At 57.3% G+C, this 20164-nt stretch carries 16 protein-coding genes; 1 reads left to right on the forward strand and 15 read right to left on the reverse strand.

Annotation, left to right across the window (positions count from 1 at the left end; all coding sequences use genetic code 11):
- Positions 1-20: 20 nt before the first annotated feature.
- From BN2476_RS15390 to BN2476_RS15460, 15 genes are all read right to left on the reverse strand, one after another.
- The gene (locus BN2476_RS15390) at positions 21-1694 is read right to left on the reverse strand and encodes an electron transfer flavoprotein-ubiquinone oxidoreductase (protein WP_087735017.1); all 1674 of its coding nucleotides are present in this window, start codon (positions 1692-1694) and stop codon (positions 21-23) included.
- A 557-nt stretch (positions 1695-2251) separates the two neighbouring features.
- Positions 2252-3574, reverse strand: coding sequence for an MFS transporter (locus BN2476_RS15395; RefSeq protein WP_235850848.1), 1323 nt, complete (start codon positions 3572-3574; stop codon positions 2252-2254).
- A 360-nt stretch (positions 3575-3934) separates the two neighbouring features.
- A complete protein-coding gene (locus BN2476_RS15400) occupies positions 3935-4735 on the reverse strand; it encodes an SDR family NAD(P)-dependent oxidoreductase (protein WP_087735019.1) in 801 nt (266 codons plus the stop codon).
- Positions 4736-4984: 249 nt separating this feature from the next.
- Positions 4985-6241 (reverse strand): CaiB/BaiF CoA transferase family protein, encoded by a 1257-nt coding sequence (locus BN2476_RS15405; RefSeq protein WP_087735020.1) that lies wholly within the window; start codon positions 6239-6241, stop codon positions 4985-4987.
- 60 nt (positions 6242-6301) lie between these two features.
- Positions 6302-7114, reverse strand: a complete 813-nt coding sequence (locus BN2476_RS15410) for an enoyl-CoA hydratase/isomerase family protein (RefSeq protein WP_087735139.1) — start codon at positions 7112-7114, stop codon at positions 6302-6304.
- A 376-nt stretch (positions 7115-7490) separates the two neighbouring features.
- Positions 7491-8648, reverse strand: coding sequence for a CaiB/BaiF CoA transferase family protein (locus tag BN2476_RS15415; protein WP_087735021.1), 1158 nt, complete (start codon positions 8646-8648; stop codon positions 7491-7493).
- A 22-nt stretch (positions 8649-8670) separates the two neighbouring features.
- Complete coding sequence (locus BN2476_RS15420; RefSeq protein WP_087735022.1) at positions 8671-9891, reverse strand: CaiB/BaiF CoA transferase family protein; 1221 nt, start codon at positions 9889-9891, stop codon at positions 8671-8673.
- 132 nt (positions 9892-10023) lie between these two features.
- Positions 10024-10443: a Zn-ribbon domain-containing OB-fold protein gene (locus tag BN2476_RS15425; protein ID WP_087735023.1), complete on the reverse strand. Its 420-nt coding sequence runs from the start codon at positions 10441-10443 to the stop codon at positions 10024-10026.
- Between the two features lie 20 nt (positions 10444-10463).
- The gene (locus BN2476_RS15430; RefSeq protein WP_235850849.1) at positions 10464-11573 is read right to left on the reverse strand and encodes a thiolase family protein; all 1110 of its coding nucleotides are present in this window, start codon (positions 11571-11573) and stop codon (positions 10464-10466) included.
- 113 nt (positions 11574-11686) lie between these two features.
- Positions 11687-12184 (reverse strand): MaoC family dehydratase, encoded by a 498-nt coding sequence (locus tag BN2476_RS15435; RefSeq protein WP_087735025.1) that lies wholly within the window; start codon positions 12182-12184, stop codon positions 11687-11689.
- Positions 12185-12261: 77 nt separating this feature from the next.
- A complete protein-coding gene (locus BN2476_RS15440) occupies positions 12262-13407 on the reverse strand; it encodes an acyl-CoA dehydrogenase family protein (protein ID WP_087735026.1) in 1146 nt (381 codons plus the stop codon).
- Between the two features lie 252 nt (positions 13408-13659).
- Complete coding sequence (locus BN2476_RS15445) at positions 13660-14814, reverse strand: CaiB/BaiF CoA transferase family protein (protein WP_087735140.1); 1155 nt, start codon at positions 14812-14814, stop codon at positions 13660-13662.
- A gap of 221 nt (positions 14815-15035) precedes the next feature.
- Positions 15036-16328: an acetyl-CoA hydrolase/transferase family protein gene (locus BN2476_RS15450; RefSeq protein WP_087735027.1), complete on the reverse strand. Its 1293-nt coding sequence runs from the start codon at positions 16326-16328 to the stop codon at positions 15036-15038.
- 65 nt (positions 16329-16393) lie between these two features.
- Entirely contained in the window at positions 16394-17707 is a 1314-nt protein-coding gene (locus BN2476_RS15455; RefSeq protein ID WP_087735028.1) for an MFS transporter, read from the reverse strand.
- A gap of 158 nt (positions 17708-17865) precedes the next feature.
- Positions 17866-18792, reverse strand: a complete 927-nt coding sequence (locus BN2476_RS15460) for a LysR family transcriptional regulator (RefSeq protein WP_087735029.1) — start codon at positions 18790-18792, stop codon at positions 17866-17868.
- Between the two features lie 424 nt (positions 18793-19216).
- Here BN2476_RS15460 and BN2476_RS15465 point away from each other — a divergent pair, with 424 nt between their 5' ends.
- Complete coding sequence (locus BN2476_RS15465) at positions 19217-20005, forward strand: alpha/beta fold hydrolase (RefSeq protein WP_087735030.1); 789 nt, start codon at positions 19217-19219, stop codon at positions 20003-20005.
- Positions 20006-20164 lie beyond the last annotated feature (159 nt).

Below are 20164 nucleotides of genomic sequence, written 5' to 3' on the forward strand. Positions count from 1 at the left end.
GGTGTGCCGCTACTGCTTCCTCACATGTTTGGATAGTTGGGCCCGCCACCGCCCTCTGGCGGTACCCAAACGATATTCTGCGTCGGGTCTTTGATGTCGCACGTCTTGCAGTGGACACAGTTTTGCGCATTAACCTGTAGCCGGTCGAGACCGTCATCGGTCTTGACAAATTCATACACGCCCGCCGGGCAGAAGCGTCCTTCCGGGCCTGCATAGATATGCAGGTTGACATCAACAGGCACAGTTGGATCCTTCAGCGTTAAATGCGCCGGTTGATTCTCTTCATGATTAGTGTTTGAAATGAAGACCGACGACAGTCTGTCGAATGTGAGCTTGCCATCTGGCTTCGGGTATTCGATTGGCGTGAATTCGGACGCAGGCTTCGTCATCTCGTGGTCTCGATGCTTGTGGTGCAACGTCCAGGGCACACTACCACCGAGCAGCTTCTGCTCGACTCCTACCATTAATGTCCCAAGATAGAGCCCTTTCGCCATCCACTGTTTAAAGTTGCGCGCTTTGTGCAATTCCTCGTGCAGCCAGGAGTTTTTGAACGCCACGGGGTATGCGCTCAGTTCGTCGCCTTGACGACCGGCCCGCACCGCGTCGAAGACCGCTTCCGCGGCCAACATCCCGGTTTTGATCGCCGCGTGACTCCCCTTGATTCGAGACGCGTTAAGGAAGCCCGCGTCGTCGCCGATCAGCGCGCCACCTGGGAACACGGTTTTCGGCAAAGAGAGCAAACCGCCCGCCGTGAGCGCTCGCGCACCGTATGACAGGCGTTTGCCGCCCTCCAGGTGCTTGCGTATTTCCGGGTGCGTTTTGTAGCGTTGGAATTCCTCGAAAGGAGACAGGTACGGATTCTGGTACGCGAGCCCCACCACGAACCCAACCACTACCTGGTTATTGTCGAGATGATAGAGAAATGAGCCACCATATGTCTTCGTATCCAGGGGCCATCCGGCTGTGTGAATCACAAGGCCCGGCTGATGCTTCGATGGATCGACCTCCCACAATTCCTTGATCCCAATGCCATAGGTCTGTGGCTCGCTGTCAGCGTCAAGCTTGAACTTCGCAATAAGCTGCCGGCCCAAATTCCCGCGGCAGCCTTCTGCGAAAAGCGTGTACTTCGCTCGCAATTCCATTCCGAGCTGAAAGCTCTCAGTCGGCTTGCCGTCCTTGCCGACTCCCAGGTTGCCCGTTGCTACTCCGCAGACCGAGCCGTCGTCGCTATACAGCACATCAGCGGCGGCAAAGCCTGGGAAGATCTCTACACCCAATGCCTCTGCCTGCTCGCCGAGCCAGCGGGCCACATTCCCCAGACTGACCACGTAATTTCCGTGATTCTTGAAGTTCTTCGGCAATGCCCAATTTGGCGTTCGAGTCGAGCCTTTCTCCGACAGGAACAGGAAGCGATCTTCCTTCACGTCGACATTGAGCGGCGCGCCTCGTTCCTTCCAGTCGCGAAGGAGTTCGGTCAGCGCACGCGGATCCATTACTGCCCCCGACAAAATATGCGCACCGATCTCCGAGCCTTTCTCCAGCACACACACGGTAATTTCGCTGCTATTGGCCAAAGCAAGCTGCTTGAGTTGAATCGCCGCGGACAGACCCGCTGGTCCGCCGCCCACGATCACGACGTCGTATTCCATCGACTCACGCGGGCCAAACTGTTCAAGGAGATTGATAGAAGACATAAGCTAGTCATTGAAAATAGTTGTGTGGCACGCACGCCTTTACCACTTTTAGGCACAAGGCAGTCTTTCTAACGTGCCTTGTTGGTGCCGCTAATGTGCCCGGTCCTGCATCACGCGGCGTCATGTGAATTGCTTGTCGAGGCGACACCTTTGTGGAATGGTGTGCGGCGTGCGTCGCCAGGTCAATCGGCTTCCAGCGCTTGTTCCGTACTAAGAAAACAGTATCGAGTGCGTCACAGTTTGCCGAGTCGACGGCTATAGCCGCGCGAAGTTCAGCGCAGGCCTTCTCGAGAATGTCAGAGTACGGAACTGTGCAAGTAGCCGCGGATCGTGCCAGAAATCGTCGAAACAATTGTGTGAGCCGAATATGCCGTGCAGCAGACCCTTCATGGACACTAGCGTTGGCCAAACATGAAAAAAGGACGGTGCAACCGTCCTTTTTCACTAATCCTCTTACCGCGAGCGACCGTAGCAAAACGTGCTCACTAGCCCACCTGTCGAGCGAGTCGCAAAACAACTTTGGCACCGCCCCGCTCGCGGGAGCAATCCACCAATCACTACGCGTTGGTTAATGGCTTCTCGGACAACTCCGGTTGGGCAGCACCAGGAATTTGTATAACCACCAGTGCAGCTAAAAAGGCAGGAATCGCGTACGCATAGAAGTTCCATTCGTTCCCGAAGCTAGAACTTACCACCCAGCTGCCCAGCATGGGACCAATAACCGAACCGATGCGTCCCAACCCTTGTGCAACACCAATCGCGGAAGCTCTGCAGGCTGCGGGAAAATACTCGGCGATGTATCCGTAACCAAGCGTCGTCGATCCGATCGAACCTGCGCCAGCCCCGAACAGAGCGAGCATCAACCAGAACGGTTCAGGTTTCCGGCTTAGAACAAACAGTGACACGGCACAAAGCAGAAAGAACGGCACAATCACTCGCCTCGATCCAAGACGATCAGCGAGCCACGAGCCGCCAAGACCGCCCAACACGGCACCGCATTGCATTATCAGGAGAGACTGCAGAGCGGAGCCAATCGGAAAACCCTCCTTGCGCATCAACAAAGGCAGCCAGACGTTCAAACCATACACCACCATCTGCCCGAAAAACGCCATAAGCGAAAACATCGCCAAGGCTGCACGCATCCGCCCTGACAGGATCATCCGGAGGCTACTCTTGCTCTTTCTTTCATTATGGAGAGCCTGCTGAGCTTGCTCATCGCGAAGAACCTGTTCGAAATCAATTGAATACTTCAACGCGATCTTGCGCGCTTCGTCGAGACGACCTTTGCTTACCATATAGTTCACCGACTCAGGCAGAGTAAAGATCATCAGGGGGGCAAGCAGGATGCATATGCTGCCGACGAGATATAGAAATCGCCAGCCGTGACTTTGCATGAGAGCCACGGCGACCAGCGCGCTGACGACGCCCCCGACAGCATAACCGGTGAGCGCGATGGCATTGCCCATTTGTCGCCGATGACGCGGCGCAAACTCGACCGACAACGCGACTGATGACGGGACGACGGCCCCTAGACCGATGCCACAAATGAATCGCGCGACACCGAGCTCAAATGCTGACGAGACCTGGGAGCACAGGAAGGTACCGACGGAAAACCACAGCACGCCTATTATTAGCAACTTGCGACGGCCAATGCGGTCGGCTAGTGGGCCAGCACCCAGCAATCCAACCATGAGTCCGACCAAGGTCCAACTTCCGATGAGCCCTACACCTGTCGCGGTCAGGTGCCAGCCAGGCTCGGCCAATAGACGAGGAACGGTCGCACCGTAGACGATAAGATCGTAACCGTCCACGGCTATCGTCAGAAAACATAGCATGACGACAAATAAGGACTTGACATTCCATTTGCTTGAATTGCTCACGTTGTCTCCTTTTTACTCGCACTCATCGGCGTCGAGCGTTCTGAAAATCCACTTGAAGGGCTCGGTCGGCTCCATTCGAGTTGATTAGAACAACCGTAAAACTGAGGGTCAACGTGGCGTGTTGAGTCGTTCCGTACTTCGGCCAACCTAGCGAAATTGGGTGATAGATGTGGTTCAACTGGAGCGTCACATCGCCAGTCTTCGCTTCACTTCGGTTGATTGGGAAAGCGTTAGGCGCGATGCGGGTAGTATTGCGAGACGAGTGGCACCGCGATGGCCCGCACCCCACATCGGCGCACGGCCGAGTGTCGATCTTCCTGATCGACGATGTCGGGAATCCCGACGAAACTCAACCTGGATTCAATGAATTGTCAGCCCACCAGTCGGACTAAGCGTTGCGCCCGTCAGATAGGATGACTCGTCAGATGCGAGAAAGGCCACAACCTGACCAATATCCGGCGGAGCTGCAACGCCGAGTGGACATGCCTCGACGATTTTCTCATATTGTTTGCGGTGGTGCTCGGTGACTTTGCTGTCTTCGCCAAAGACTGCATCCCAAGACGGACTGTCACGTACTACCGTAACGCAAACGCAGTTCACCCGGATCTTGTCGCGAGCCAACTCTTTGGCAATGACCTTGCTCGCGCGAATCAGGCCGCCGGCAAACGTCGACACTGCCGTCTGACCCGGTGTCGGCACCCGCCCTCCTTCAGAGGTTACGAAAACCACGCTGCCGCCTCCGTGCGACTTCATGTAGGGCAATACGGCTTGCACCGGGAATAGTTTCGCCACGGTATTCTCTGCGACCACGCCAGCAACACGAGCCAGATCGATTTTGGCGAAGGGACCACGAACCTCTGGTGCGCGTGCCTCATCGTCGTTCCCGCCCGCGTTGGCCACAATGATGTCGACGCCTCCGAACAAACGGGCAGTTTCCGCCGCCAATGCGTCCATGTCGGACTTGGACCGGACATCGCCCGAAATGAAATGCCCGATTGCGCCGGATTTACGGATATCCTTCAGGACAGCCTCGGCTTTCGTTGCATTGCGCCCACTGATCACAACAGTAGCACCGCGCGCCGCGAGCTGGAGTGCAATACCCTTGCCGATCCCCCCGGTACCACCGGTGACGACGGCCACCTTACCCTTTAGATTGCTCATTGGCATCTACCCTTAGAACGTTATTAATCAGTTACCGTGGTCTCGCGGGATTGCGGAGCGCTTCGGACTGCGCTCCCGCCGCTACAGCGTGCTGCGCATGGAAATCCGAAGACATTGGCAGCGACACCCGCACAACGTATGAGACGGATGCACATACGTTGCCCACGCGCACACAATCCGCCCAAACAACCATCCTTCACGCCAAGTGGCTCAGACATGCAGCGACGGAGCGTTAGGCGAGCGCACCGCTCAGGTTTCGCTCGAAGCCGTCTGTTGTTCGGCCAAAGCACCACCGTGGCCTACCGCTGTTTCGATTTCACTCTCGCTTAGACCGTACTCGCGCATCAGTTCGATCGTGTGCTGCCCCAAACGTGGCGCCGGAAACCTCGATGCAGGCGGGCTATCACCCCATTCGAAAGGCGATCCGATTGTGCGGATCTTCCCTTCACTCGGATGCATCTCCTCCCCAAAAAACCCGACCGCCTGCATGTGTGGATCGCTCAGAACTGACTCAGGTGTGTGCACCGGAATCACCGGGATATCAGCTTCCGTTAGCAGCTTGTCCCATTCGGCGGTAGTACGGGTCGTAAATGTCGTCGATAGAAAGTCATACAGCTCGTCCATGTGCTGGGCGCGGGTATGAACGCTTACATAGCGCGGATCGTTCGACATTTCAGGTTTCCCGACCGCGCAAAATAGACGCTGCCAGTGGCGATCCGCATATACCTCCACGCTGATGTGCCCGTCCAGCGTGGGAAATGGTCGGCGTCCTGGCGCGGTCATGCGCGCATAGCCCCAGTCGCCGAGAGGCGGCACAAATGTGTGACTATATAAATGATCACCCAGTACGAAGTGCGCGAACGTCTCGAACATCGGTACCGACACAGCCTGGCCGCGTCCAGTTTGCGCGCGATGAAACAGCGCGCCTAGCACAGCCAGGCTGGTGGCCATGCCGACTTGCCGGTCTGCAATCGCGGTCGCGACGTAGCTCGGCTCCCCGCCTGTCTTGCGCGCCTGCGATGCCGGAATCCCGACACCCGCCTGAATGAGGTTGTCGTAGGCAGGACGCGCGGCATATGGTCCGCGTTGGCTGAATCCGAATGCGCCGCAATACACAATGCGCGGATTCAATGCACATACCTGCTCATAGCTCAGGCCCAGTCGCTCCATTGCTTGAGGGCGGAGGCTATAGAGCAGCACATCGGCCGAGCGAATCATCTGCTTGAGTGCATTCAATCCCGATTGCGTCTTGAGGTTAAGGACGATGCTGCGCTTGTTTCGATTCAGATGGAGGAAGATCGCCGCCATCCCCGCATTTCGGCCTGGTCCGACATTTCGTGTGGTATCGCCTTCGGGCGCCTCCACCTTGCATACGTCTGCTCCCATCTCCGCGAGCAGCAACGAAGCGTACGGCCCCATGAAATTAGAAGTCAGATCCAGGACTCGTACTCCTGCCAGCGGTCCGCCGTGAGACGAGGTTCCATTGGATTCAGAATGTTGTTTCATTGCGTTGCAACCAGGTTAAGAGAAATCAGGTCGGTATAAACCGCTGTTGATGGATGCGGGCTAACCGGAAAACTGCGGCTGGCGTCGGGCCAGGAAAGCCTCGATGCCCTCCTGCGGATCTGAGCCCCGCATGCTTTCCAGTACGGCTTCGCGTTCAATCCGCAAGCCTTGGCTCAGCGACGCCTGCACCCCACTTCTTACCAGTCGCTTCATGGCGGCGAGGCCAGGCCTGCTTCGCGCGGCGAGAGTCTGACAATATTTCATCGATTCTTCGCGTAACTGATCGGCAGCCACGACGTAGCTGACCAAATCCCACTCCAATGCGGTCGCAGCATCAATCCACCGTCCCGAGTACATCAAATCGAGAGACCGCATGATGCCGACGAGCCTCGGCAGGCGCTGGGTGGCTCCCCATGCAGGTACGAGGCCATACTGCACGTGTTGATCGCCGAATCGCGCGTCGCTTGCGGCAAAGACGATATCTGAGCAGAGGGTGAGTTCTAGTCCGCCCGCCAGGGTAAGCCCTTGGCATGCGGTTACGACAGGCAGTGGACTCCCTTCAATGCGTTCCAGTACTGCACCCACGTGTCGCAGGAAACCGTCAAGGCTCTCTGTGTCCTTCATCATCGTGCGCGCTTCGTCGAGATCGCCGCCAGTGCAGAAATTCTTACCCTGCGCCCGGATCAAGACTGCACGAACTCCCGAATCGCGGTGCTCAAATTCGTCCATTGCGGCAGCAATCGAGTCGAATGCAGCTCGACTCATCGCATTGAACTTCTCGGGACGACTCAATTCGATGATTCCCACCGCGCCACTACGGATCGCGATTACGTGACGGTCAGCGTTCTTCATAGACGCAGGCGTGTTCTTCATCTCGTCTCCCTGAGTTTGTACTCTTGCGTCGGCCGACTCACCATCCGCTGTAGCACAGCGCACCTTCTTCACTCTTTTCGGTTGCTCATGTCGAATACGATAGAAGTTAAAGCCGCCGTTCGACAATTGATTTGATACGAACCGGCGTTTCGCCGGACTCGAATCGAGCGCTTCACGATACGTATAGAACCGAAGCGGTCATCGGATATTGATGCAACGTGCACGCTGAGAGTATGAAAGATCGACCCTCTGGTGGAATGCAATGTCGCAGACTCACCGAGCCAAGCGGCTAGTGCCTCACTCACGCAAGCATGGTCCGCTTCGGAAGCTTCGATTGCTCACTTAGAATAGACAATACCAATCGTATTGAATCCACCTACGATGTCACACGTCGCAAATTCAACAGATGCTCGAGCGCGTCGTTGTCAGTGCCGATGTCACGCGCCGCATGCAGCGGTGGCGGCCGCTTCCCATCGAATGACAATGGCAACCCAACCATGCCAACCTCGTCGTCAGGCGGCGTCTCGATGATACCGAGCGCATGCGACTGCTGATGCGTGACAATTTCAGCCGTGGTCTGGATGGGTGCGACCGGAATTCCCGCAGCCTGCAGTCGCTCCTGCCAGACAGCACGCGGCTCGTCGTTCAAGCGCTCGCCTATTAACCGATCAAGCTCAGAGCGATTTTTCAGGCGTCCCGAGTTGGTTGCAAAGCGATCGTCTGCCGACCATTCGGGGTGATCCAGCGCAGCACACAATCGGGCAAACAGCGGGTCGTTCGCGGCACTCACAATAAGATAGCCGTCGGATGTAGCATAGGCACGGTGCGGTGCTATAAATGCGACGCCCGAGCCATGCCGACCGCCCGGCTCGCCATCCACGTTGTAATTTGCGATCCCGACCGTCATCCAGGCAATTGCCGTTTCCAGCAATGAGCAATTCACTGACGCACCGCAATGCTTGACCCGACGGCGGTACAACGCCGCCAGAATGCCGATTACGGCCCACATACCGGTCCCGAAATCGACAATCGACACGCCAGCGCGAGCCGGCGCCTGCCCTTCCTCGCCAGTGATGCTCATGATCCCCGAGAACGCCTGCATCAGCGGATCGTAGCCCGGCAATGTGTTCAGCGGACCCACGTGCCCAAATGCACCGACCTCGCAATAGACAAGCTCCGGTTTCGTCACCCGCAAACTGTCCCCGTCGAGGCCGTATTGACCACATGACCCGGGCCGCAGATTGTGAATGAATACGTCCGCATGCCTGGCAATCAACTGATGCAGGATCACAAGTTGATCGCGGTCTTTGATGTCGATTGAAATCGTGTTTTTTCCACGGTTCAGTGCGTGATACGCCGCGCCACTTCCTTTCCACTTGCTGGGTCCCCAGCCACGCGCTGAGTCGCCGCTCGGTCGTTCGATCTTCCACACCTCCGCACCCAGCGCAGCGAGGACTCTTCCGGCAAACGGTGCAGCGGCACTGTCACTCAACTCGACAACTACAACGCCCGACAGCGGCAAATCATGCAGCATGGTCTGTCTCCCTTGGGCGGAATCAGGTGGTCGCGTCCGAATGAATCGGTTCAGCGGCAACGGCACCGCCCGATTTGAGAATCTTGCTAACTTCTTCGTCACTGAATCCGTACTCGGTCAGCAGTTGACCAGAATGCTCTCCCAGCCGCGGTGCGGGGTAGCGAAGTTCGGGCGTGCTTTCACTCCACTGCTGCGGAATGCCGATGGTCCTGAGCTTTCCCTCCGACGGATGATCCTGCTCGGCAAAAAATCCCACCGCCTTCATATGCGGATCGTCCAGGAGTGTCTCGGGCGTGTTCATCTCGATGATCGGAATATCCGCCTCGCTGAGCAACTTGACCCAATACGCCGTGGTTTGTGTCTCGAAGACTTTCGCGAGCAACCCGTACAGGTAGCCGATATTCTCTGTGCGCCCGCCGATGTTGTTGAAGCGTGGATCTTCCGTCATCTCGGGATGACCGGACAGAATGAAGAATTTCTTCCAGTGATGATCCGCGTACACATTGACGCCAATGTAACCGTCAAGCGTGCGATACGGGCGACGGTCGGGATTCATCATGCGTGCGTACCCCCAGTCTCCGATCGGCGGGACAAATGTGTGTCCATAGAGATGATCGCCGAGGACGAAATGGGCGAAGGTCTCGAGCATCGGGACAAACACCTGCTGCCCGACTCCAGTCTTCTCACGCCGGTACAGTGCCATCGCCACCGCGTTACTGGTCGCCATACCAACGACGCGATCGGCGATCGCTGTCGCGACGTAGTTCGGTGGCCCACTCTTGCGGCTCTGAAGGACCGGCATGCCAACAGCTGCCTGGATAAGATCATCGTAGGCCGGGCGCGCGGCGTAGGGTCCGTTCTGTCCGAATCCGAACGCTCCGCAATAGATGATCCGTGGGTTGACTTTCTGGACGTCGGCGTATGCAATGCCGAGTTTCTCCATCGTATGCGGTCTCATGCTGTACAACAGCACGTCGGCACTCGTCATCATGCGCTTGAGCGCACCAATGCCGTCCGGGTGCTTCAGGTTCAGCACGAGACTGCGCTTGTTCCGGTTCAGATGAAGGAAGATCGGGCCCATGCCCGCATGGCGGCTAGGTCCGATGTTGCGGGTAGTATCACCGTCGCGCGATTCAATCTTGCAGACGTCGGCTCCCATGTCGGCCAGCAGCAACGATGCATAAGGGCCCATGAAATTCGAGGTCAAATCGAGGATGCGCACTCCGTCAAGCGGTCCGGCCATGATTCCCTCCGGCGAAGCATGTACAGTAGCAAGCGGAATTTGCGCGGCCGACTTCCGGTTGAAGGACGCGGCCATGCGGCGAATTATCAGGTTTCACAATGTCTCCTCCGGCTGTTTCAGTTCACCGGTTCACTATTTATCGATGGGCGCGAACACAGGGAGCTTTTGCTCGCCCCTCTGAACGAATTGGACCGAGACCTGCTGGCCAATGGCTAGCGCAGCGGGTTCGCCTTCGATCTGGGAGAACAAATGGTAGCCCTCTTCCATTTCAATGAATCCGACCGTATAAGGCACGATGGCTGCCCATACAGGGGTTGGGCCACGCATGATCGTGCTGTACGAGTACACCGTCCCGCGACCGCTTGAAAGCTTCCACCCGAGCGATCTCGAACCGCAATGCGTGCAGAAGGAATGAGGCGGCCATACCGACCTGGCGCAGTCGTCGCAGCGCTGATATGTCAGTCGCTCCTCTGATAGCGCGGCCCAGTAAGGAGCCGCATCCAGCAGACGATACGGCTGCGGCCACGAATTTAACGAATGAGTTTCTGTCATGAGATAGTCGCGATTCAATATCAAGTCGCCGAGGACAACACCAGGACCGCTCCGGCGGCTAGCATCCCCCCTGCGCCTTGTACCAACACAGTTTTCGGACGTGCCGCTGGCGCGAGGCCCAGCGGTTCGCCACGCAGCTGGCGCACGGCTTCCACGATGCTGTCCATGTTGCACGAGATCCCAGGCTGTCCGAATGAGAGCCATCCACCATTCGTATCAGTCGGCAGATCGCCGTTCACGCCCGTGCGGCCTTCGCGGTAAAGATCAATCCCGCGTCCCTTCTTCGCAAAGCCAAGATCCTCCATCACGATCGGGCCCATATGAGCAAAATTCACCGAAATCTGTGCCATGTCAATATCGGAGGGACTCAGCCCCGACATCGCATAAGCCTGACGCGCAGCCTCTGCCGTCGCCGTCGTGGTCAGATTCGGGAATGCACCAAGGCTTTCGAACCGGCACTCCCTCATGTTCATGCGATCGGTCAGGTATTCATGGGTCGTTGTCGACCCATATCCGAGCAGGTAGATCGGGTTTCGGGCGTTGCGCGCGTTCTCTGGCGAGGTCACGATGAGCGCACCGCCAGTGCCGCCACCCCACGTCGAACACATCCAGCGGCGCAGCGGCGTTGCAACGTACGGCGAGGACAACACCTTCTCTCGATCGATCTCGCCAAATCTGGCCTTGGCCGCGTGTGGATGATGACGTCCCCAGCGCTGATTCGCGACAGCGACATCGGCAAGGTCCTCCTCCGTGATCCCGAACTCGTGAAAGTATCGCTGTGCAGCCTGCGCGTACAACGCCGGAATGGTCGGCCCGTACGGAATCTCGAACTGCGGGTCAGCGTCGGCTTCCGCACCCATCGCCACAGCGTCGACGAAAAGCTCGGTCGCGTCGCTCTGCAGGCACAGAACGTACTCCGCGCGACCGGCCGCGATCATCTGAGACGCGATGGCGAGCGTAGACGTCAGCCCTGCACCGTGCATCGTTAGCTCGCTCGTCATCACTACCGGCATCTGCATATGCGAGATAAAGATGTTGCTCCATTGCGAGCGCTTGTCGGCCCAGGGCGAGCGGCCCGTAAACACCGCGTCCACCTGATTCTTGCTGATGCCGGCGTCGGCGAGCGCCATGAGCGTCGCCTCGGCGGCCAACTGCAACGGATCTTTCCTGTTCACGAGTGACGCGTATGCGTCGCCCATTCCGATGATCGCCGCAACCGGTTGAGGACTCATGCCGGAACTCCTCAGATCTTGAATTCAGGCTGTGCTTCGGCGATCAGCGCTTCGAGATCCGCGCGCTTACGCAACATCAGCAGACTCCATTCGCTGCGCTGCACGACTTCGCCGCGCTGGTTGTACGCCTGAATCAGCATGGTGCCCACGCCAAACTTGTCATCCTTTTCCTTCTTTGCGATCACTTCCGCACTCGCGTAGACGGTGTCGCCGATCTTCACGGGATTCAGGAAACGCATCTTGTCAACGCCGTAGTTAGCCTGAATGGCAGGGCCAAACTGGAGCAATCCAGAGATCAGCGAAAACGTCAGCATGCCCTGCACGATACGCTCGCCCCAGCGTGTCTTCTCTGCGTATTCCTTGTTCGAATGGATTTCGATCCAGTTGCCCGTGAACATACAAAACATCACAACGTCGCTCTCTGTCACTGTGCGTCCCGGCGAGCGAAATTTCTGACCTACCTCCAGTTCGTCAAGCGGAATATTGACGCTGTTGTTAACTACGCTCATTGCAAAGTCTCCAGATAAATCAGTTGGGCAGGCGCGCCGCCTGCCTTCAATAGTGTGAACGTCTGCTGGCTGGCGCCTTACTGTCGCATCGACTTCGCGATGATCGTGCGCTGGATCTGGGAGGTGCCTCCACCGATCGTCGACTGGATGCTCTCGCGCAGATAACGCTCCATGTCGGCTTCAGGCAGGTTCGCGTAACCGCCGAGAATCTGCATGCCAGCAAGCGCAGATTTCTTCAACGTCTCGGACCCATACAACTTCGCCATCGAGACTTCGCGACTGCACGGCACGTGGGCGGCGGCCATCTTCGCCGCGCGGTAGCAGAGCAAACGTGCAGCGTCGACTTCAGTTTGGCAATCCGCCAACATATGGCGAATCACCTGGAAGTCGTACAGCTGATGGTCGAACTGGATGCGGTCATGTGCGTATCGGGTAGCTGTCGTGACTGCTTGCTGGGCATTACCCGTGTACGCATGAGCGACAGCGCAGCGCTCGAGTTCGAGGTGCTCGGTGATGATGCGCCAGCCTTGACCTTCCTCTCCAAGAAGCGCGTCACCTGGCACGCGTACCTCGTCCAGGAAGATTTCGGTTGTGCCCGTGGCGTGGCGCGAAAGCGTAGGCAGCTTGTTGATCACAACGCCCGGCGTATCGTTCGGAATCAGCAGTACCGACAGGCCCTTGTGCTTGTCGTCCGTGCTCGTGCGAACCAGCATTGCGATCACAGTATCCTTTGCCGCTGCACCGCTGCACCAAAGCTTCTGACCCGAGACAATCCAGTCACCATTACTATCGCGGCGTGCGCGCGTCTTGGTGTTCGCAGCATCCGAACCGGCATCGGGCTCCGATATCGATACCGAGAAGCGAATCTTCCCCTCGATAAACGGCTTGACGTATTTTGCCTTCTGTTCTGGAGTACCAAACTTCGTGATATTCATCGCAGTGAAGGTCGGAACAAGTACCGAACAGGCAAAATCAAACCCAAATTTTCCGAGGCCTTCGGCCATCAAGGAGTAGTCGAAGATGTCGCCGCCTGAGCCATCTTCTTCTTCCGGAATCAGGATGCCCAACCAGCCCTGCTGGGCGATCTTCTCATAGGCTTCGTATGGGTAATCGCGATTCATGTCGCACTTGCGTACATACTCAACCGTGATTTCGTTGTCCATGAACCGGTTCACGGTGTCGAGCCACATCGTTTGCGACTCGTCCAGAAAATTGGCTTGCATTTGTCTTCGCTCCAGTTAATGTGTTTGCCCAATGTCTTGTTGGACGCCACTGTCATTAGATTAGGTGGATGCTTCCACCGATCCAACTGGTCAATTGCGAATCACCGATTCGAAAAAACCGAAGATCATGGATAGGCTGAAAGATTTAGTTGCTGCAATGCACGAATTGCGCAGCAAGCCGAGCGCGCGATCGACAACTGGCGACGCGGAGTCAGGCGCACATTGCGTGCGCCCGATTTGCATTTCGTGTGATCAGCGGATGGCGCGCGACTCCCGCAGCGCGCTTATTTCTGAATCTGAGAATCCCCAGTCAGTCAGGAGCTCGTCCGTGTGCTCGCCGGGTTGCGCCGGCCCCCGCTGTATTGCGCCAGGCGTGCGACTGAAGCGCGGCGCAGGCGCGGGCTGCGTAATCCCCTCAAATTCGACAAACGTCCCTCGCGCGCGGAGATGTGGATGCGAGGGCGCCTCCGACATGGAAAGGACAGGGACAATACACGTCTCACGGCCTTCGGCAAGCACGCACCATTCGTCGCGGGTACGCGTGCGGAAGATTTTGGTGAATTTCTCGCGCATCGCTGGCCAGTGAGCCGTGTCGTGTTGATCGGGCATCTCACTTTCGGGCAAACCCAACAACTGCAGCAGATTGCGCCAGAAGCGTGTCTCGTTCGATGCCACACTGATCCAACCGCCATCCCTGGTTTGGTATACGTTGTACCAGGGTGCGCCGGAATCCAGTCGGTTACTGGCGCGTTGGTCCTTCCAGTAGCCGCTTGCCAACAGGCCGTAACATAGTGTCATCAGCGATGCTGCGCCATCGACCATGGCGGTATCAACTACCTGGCCCATTCCCGAGCGCTTGCTCTCCAGGATCGCCGAAACAATGCCCAACGCGAGATAGAGCGAACCGCCGCCGAAGTCACCGACAAGATTGAGCGGGATAGCGGGCGGACCATCGCCCGTACCGATCGAGTGCAGCACTCCCGTCAGGGCGATGTAGTTAATATCGTGTCCCGGCTCGGCAGCGAGGGGGCCACTTTGGCCCCAACCTGTCATTCGGCCATAAACCAACGCGGGATTCGCGGCGAGGCAAGTCTCAGGGCCCAGCCCAAGCCTTTCAGCCACGCCAGGCCGAAATCCTTCGACAAGCGCGTCGGCTCGCCCGACGAGTTTGAGAACCGCGCCGACTGCGCCGGCTTGCTTCAGATCTAGCGCCGCGCTGCGCCGGCCGCGATTGAGCAGATTGAAGCGCGGGTCGCCATGCGTCCCGCCATCGTAGCCAGGTGGCCGGTCTATCCGAATCACGTCCGCTCCGAGATCGGACAGCAGCATGCAACAGAACGGTACGGGCCCGACCCCTCCCAATTCAACGATCCGGATACCTGATAGCGGTCCGTGGGTTGTGCGCATAACAGTCATCTCCAATTTTATCGTTTGAAGATTACTGCGTTCGCTTGCTCCATCCAACACCGAAAAAGCGAATCGAGACTTCGACGCCATCGAATCGGAACGTTCGATACGGAATATTCGAGAGCAGGATTTTCAACAGGTTGACCAGGCGCACGGGCCCACGTGTCCACGGACTCAGCGTGGTGTCTCAAGCGGGCAAAAATGCGCAAAAGCGGGCCGCCCTAGCGGAACCTGCCTGCGTCCCGTTCGAGACGTTCCCGGTACTCGGGATGGGCAATGGCAATCATGCGTGGAATGCGCTGTGCGAGTGAAAGACCGCGAAGATCTGCGATTCCGTACTCCGTGACGATTACGCACCCGTCGCTGCGCGGCACTGTGACTGGCCCCGACAATCGCGACACGATCCGGCTGTGCGCACCCGCTGTTGAGGGCAACGCGACGATCGGCATGCCACCATGGCTCGCATGCGCGGCCCGCAGAAAATCGGCGACGCCACCCACGGCCCCCACGTACGTATCGGCAACCATTTCGGCATTGATCTGCCCGGTCAAGTCAACTTCGACCGCCGAGTTAATCGCGGCGAAGCCGTCGATTCGGCCCAGCACCGCAGGGCTGTGCGTATATTCGGTCCCGCGCAGCTCCAGCGCGCGATTACGATGTGCCCAGTGCCTCACGCGCTCCGAACCGATGATGACACCACCGACGGTTACCCCGGCGTCGATTTTCTTCCGGGAATTGGTTACGACTCCCGCCTCACAAAGCGCCGCGAATCCGTCACCGATGCTACCGCTATGCACGCCGAGATCGCGCTTGTCGTGAAGATGTGACAGGACAGCATCTGGAATCGCACCTATGCCGGTTTGTAATGTCATGCCGTCGTTCACCAGACTTGCAACGTGCTTTCCGATTGAAGACTCTACCGCCCCCGGCGGCGCAGCGGGTGCATCCTCAAAGGTCTGGTCGGAGTGCACCAGCAGATCGATCGCAGACTCGAGCAGGTACGGTCCGCCATACGTCCACGGCACGTTGGGATTCACTTCCACAATGATGACGCGAGCATGAGCGACCGCCTCCACAAGGTATTCGCGAGCGAGGCCAAGACTGTAACGCCCATGCTCATCGGGAGGTGACACCTGCAACATGACGACGTCGATCCGCAAAGCTTCGGTAGCGATAAGCGCCGGTAGTTGGGAATAATGTATCGGCAGAATATCGAGCACCCCTGCGCGGGCGAGCTTACGATTGGAGCCGCTGCCGCAGTATGCGAGAAACTCAAACTCACTCGCATGCTCAGGTTCTAAAACCTCCGTTCGACCGATACCGAGAAAAATGCGGATCCGCTGAAAGCGGTGGCGCTGTTCCACAAGCGCGCGCATGAGTTTGACCGGCTCGGCGTGCGACTGCCCCCACATGACCGTATCGCCCGGGCGGATTAAAGCAGAAAGGTCAGGCACGCGGCAATCCGGCTCACTGATTCCGGATTGCCTCGCCGAGTCGATGGCAATGTGCTTCATTTGAATGGGAAAATCAAAAAACTAATCTGAAATGTCGCGAAATGCGTTTCGATCCGACAACCGAATCAGACCTCCGCGTACGACGCGTCACAATGCCCCGCTTTCGGAATGAACGTCACCACAACCGCGGCGATAACCGCGGGAATCGCGAACGCGTAGAAATTCCAATGATGTCCAAGGTTCGAGGCAAGCACCCATCCTCCAATCATCGGCCCGAGTATGGAGCCGATGCGTCCGATCCCTTGTGCAGCTCCAATCGCGGAGCCGCGACATGAAGCCGGAAAGAAAGCCGCGATATACCCGTACCCAAGCGTCGTGGATCCGATGGACCCGAGTCCAGCTCCGAAAACGGCGAACATCAGCCAAACGAAATCGGGTTTCTGGCTCAGAACAAGCAAAGAGGCCGTGCAGATCAGGAAGAATGGCGCCAATACCCGTTTCGAGCCGTACCGATCTGCGAGCCACGAGCCACACAGATTCCCCGCAACTGCGCCGAATTGCATCACCAGAAGAAACTGAAGCGATGAGCCTAGCGGGTAGCCTGACTTTCTCATCAATTGAGGCAACCACGCATTAAGGCCATAAACGACGAGTTGCCCGCAGAAGCACATCAGCGCAAAGAGCAATATTGCCGAGCGAAATTCTGACGACATCAACAAACGATAGCCACGAACACCAGCAGCACCGATACGCGATCGACGATGCTCCTGTTCGTCGCTCACAACCTGGTCGAAATCGATTCCGTAGCGCATGGCAAGCGCTCGTGCCTCTTGCACGCGACCACGATCCAGCAGATGGCTAACAGACTCCGGCAAGAAGAAAAACATAACCGGGAGAATCACAATGTAGAGCGCACCGAATCCGTAGAGAATCCGCCAGCCGTGACTCTCAAGCATAGCGATGGCTAACAAGGCACAGATGACACCTCCCACGGGGTAGCCGGTCAGTGCCAACGCGCTGTACAGTTGCCGGCGGCTTCTAGGCGCGTATTCGATCGTCAATGCCACCGAGGACGGCACCACACCGCCCAAACCGATGCCGGTAATAAAGCGGGCGACGCCGAGCGCGTGCGGCGAGTGTGCAATTGCGCAGAGCAATGACCCCACCGAAAACCATAACACACCCGCCATAATGAGCTTGCGCCGTCCGATCCGATCTGCCATCGGACCCGCGCCCAGGAGGCCAACCATCAAGCCGGCCAACGTCCAGCTACCGATCAATCCCGCGCCGGCCGGACCGAGCTGCCACCCAGGCTCCTCCAAAAGACGCGGAATGGTCGCGCCGTAGATGATGAGATCGTAGCCATCTACGGCTATCGTCAGGAAGCACAGCGCCACCACGAATAGACTGCTTCGTGTCTTTTTCGATGAAGAATCCACGTCGTCTCCTGAATGGATTTTTTAGTATCCGAGCGTTGGCTGAGCGATCATTCACCGCGGCTACCCGGTGGGTCCAATATATGTGCGTGAAATTCGTCGACCTAGTGAGATATTTCGAAGCGGCGTTTCGACGCTTTCGAACTTCCTCGCAACAACGATTACCTCAGTTGCGCGATGTCCTCTTCGAGTCGCTGAGGCACCGCATCCCGAATAAAGTCGACAAATGTCTTGACCTTCGCATCGAGGTACTGCCGCGAGGCATACATGGCGTAAAGTTTTAGACCTTGGAGCCGATATTCCGGTAAAACTCGTACAAGTGAACGGTCCCGGAATGCCGGAGCGGCCGTTGACATAGGTAAGGCCCCGATACCGATCCCCTCTCGGAGAGCGACCCCTAGCGCCTCGGCAACGTTAATGGTCAAACTCGGTTCTGCCAGTGAGAGTTTTTCGACGCCGTCTGGTCCTTCTAGCAGCCATCGGTCACGAGGAAATGCGCTCGATAGAGGCTGAAAGCACGAATGTGTCTGCAACTCTGATGGGGACGTTGGAGATCCATTCACCTGCAGATACTCTGGAGCAGCGCAAAGCACGCTGTATACCGTTCCAAGTTTATGTGCAACCAAGCTGGAGTCCGGCAGTTCAAGCACGCTAGCCTGAATCGTAACGTCATAACCGTCCTCAATTAGATCGGGCGTGTGCTGGGAAAGAGTCAGTCCCACAGCAACTGTGGGAAAGGCGCGCTGATACTGCACTATTGCCGGAACAATGTAACTCTGCCCCAAGCTTGCGGACGAATGAACGCGCAGATGGCCCATCGGCCGCAATTGTGCATCTGCCGCCTGTCCCTCCGCGTCATCAACAAGAGCCAATATCTGCGCACAACGTGCCAGATACTGCTTGCCAGTCTCCGTGAGAACCACGCGTCGCGTACTGCGGTTGAAAAGCCTGGCGCGCAGATGTGATTCGAGCGCCGCGATCGCACGCGAGACGCCCGGGGGCGACGTATTCAGAATCTCCGCAGCGGCAGTGAAGCTGCCTTCTTGGGCTACGCGGACGAAAGTCCGCATGTTGGTAAGCGTGTCCACCGTTTCGCACGATGCCGTTTAAGCAGAACAGTCAGTTTTCGCGACGGACGACCCCGCGTCAACCCGAAGCCATTTCCTGTTCCGTGCGATGGAATTGACGCCACGTCGATCTTCGAAACATTGCTTCGTCAAGACGACCAGGAGCAGCAGCACGCAGCGAGAAAGCTGTTCCGATTTCCAAGCGAGAGTTCGCAAGTGCGCCGTGTATCGGCGTACAACAAGACACTTCATCGCATACGTTGCCTCAATATCGGCTGGTTCCCATCGAACGACACGTTACGCTCTGACGTGCAAAACATCAAAGTACGGAACACCATCTCCGCCATCCTTGACCGGCGCACTTCTTTTACCGAGATTAAAGGTTCAGTGATCAACAGGCGTAGCGTCAACCGTGAGAAGCAACGCAACGATTAGGTCAGATTCGATGAGTGTCTCAACTCAAATTCCACGGACTACTCATTGGTGGAAAGGCCACGACGGTGTTCGCCTGGCAGGCGACACGCTGGGCGATCCAAACGGTACACCAATTATCCTGCTGCACGGGGCGGGACAAACGCGGCACTCCTGGCGTCGCATGGCGCACCTGCTCGGCGATGCAGGGTTCTATGTCATCTCTTTTGATGCACGCGGTCATGGGAATTCGGACTGGCCGGCTGATAGCAATTACAGCCCGTCCGCAATGGTACGAGACCTCGAGCACATCGCACTTTCGCTGGGCGTAAAACGGCCCGTACTTGTTGGCGCCGCGACCGGCGGTGCCACCAGCCTGCTCGCAGTTGGTGAACACTACGTGGATGCAAGCGGGTTAATCCTTATCAACTTTGCGCCTCAGACGGAACCAGGTGGCGTCGCTCGCGTACAGTCGAATATGCGTCAACAGTCCGCCGCGCTCGGTAGAGCTGAGAGTTGTGATCCACACTTTGCGTCATGGCCGCGCGATATGACGCGGAGACATCAGCGACTCAGCGCTGCCGCGCGTAGGCTCACGTGTCCCACGTTACTTATACGTGGCGAGCGATCGGACGTCATAAGCCAGGAAGGTGTCGAAGAGTTTCGTGTGCTTTGTCCACAAACAGAGTACATTGGCATACAAGATGTGGGACATCAGCCCAGCGAATATGATCAAGATTTCGGTGAAAAGGCGCTCCATTTCATCAAAAGTCGGATAGGCAACAATCGCCCCCGCACAAGACGTCTCTACGAACAAACATGAAAAGGAGGAGCAGTGATGGTAAAGCTGGAAAGTAGTGGTTGTTTGCTCACTTAGATGGACGCGCGCCCTATTCCGTGGTACCTGTCCGCGTTGCTTTCCCTACCATTTTCGTTCACGCAGGTTGATCTGCGTGCATTCGATTACTTGACCGCGCCGTTC

It is taken from the genome of Paraburkholderia piptadeniae (genome assembly GCF_900007165.1).
GTDB classification, from domain to species: domain Bacteria; phylum Pseudomonadota; class Gammaproteobacteria; order Burkholderiales; family Burkholderiaceae; genus Paraburkholderia; species Paraburkholderia piptadeniae.

Coding starts and splice junctions, on each gene's coding strand:
- BN2476_RS15390 (WP_087735017.1), bottom strand. CDS start 1,694: ATGTCTTCTATCAATCTCCTTGAACAGTTTGGCCCGCGTGAGTCGATG.
- BN2476_RS15400 (WP_087735019.1), bottom strand. CDS start 4,735: ATGAGCAATCTAAAGGGTAAGGTGGCCGTCGTCACCGGTGGTACCGGG.
- BN2476_RS15405 (WP_087735020.1), bottom strand. CDS start 6,241: ATGAAACAACATTCTGAATCCAATGGAACCTCGTCTCACGGCGGACCG.
- BN2476_RS15410 (WP_087735139.1), bottom strand. CDS start 7,114: ATGAAGAACACGCCTGCGTCTATGAAGAACGCTGACCGTCACGTAATC.
- BN2476_RS15415 (WP_087735021.1), bottom strand. CDS start 8,648: ATGCTGCATGATTTGCCGCTGTCGGGCGTTGTAGTTGTCGAGTTGAGT.
- BN2476_RS15420 (WP_087735022.1), bottom strand. CDS start 9,891: ATGGCCGGACCGCTTGACGGAGTGCGCATCCTCGATTTGACCTCGAAT.
- BN2476_RS15425 (WP_087735023.1), bottom strand. CDS start 10,443: ATGACAGAAACTCATTCGTTAAATTCGTGGCCGCAGCCGTATCGTCTG.
- BN2476_RS15430 (WP_235850849.1), bottom strand. CDS start 11,573: ATGGCGCTCGCCGACGCCGGCATCAGCAAGAATCAGGTGGACGCGGTG.
- BN2476_RS15435 (WP_087735025.1), bottom strand. CDS start 12,184: ATGAGCGTAGTTAACAACAGCGTCAATATTCCGCTTGACGAACTGGAG.
- BN2476_RS15440 (WP_087735026.1), bottom strand. CDS start 13,407: ATGCAAGCCAATTTTCTGGACGAGTCGCAAACGATGTGGCTCGACACC.
- BN2476_RS15445 (WP_087735140.1), bottom strand. CDS start 14,814: ATGCGCACAACCCACGGACCGCTATCAGGTATCCGGATCGTTGAATTG.
- BN2476_RS15450 (WP_087735027.1), bottom strand. CDS start 16,328: ATGAAGCACATTGCCATCGACTCGGCGAGGCAATCCGGAATCAGTGAG.
- BN2476_RS15465 (WP_087735030.1), top strand. CDS start 19,217: ATGAGTGTCTCAACTCAAATTCCACGGACTACTCATTGGTGGAAAGGC.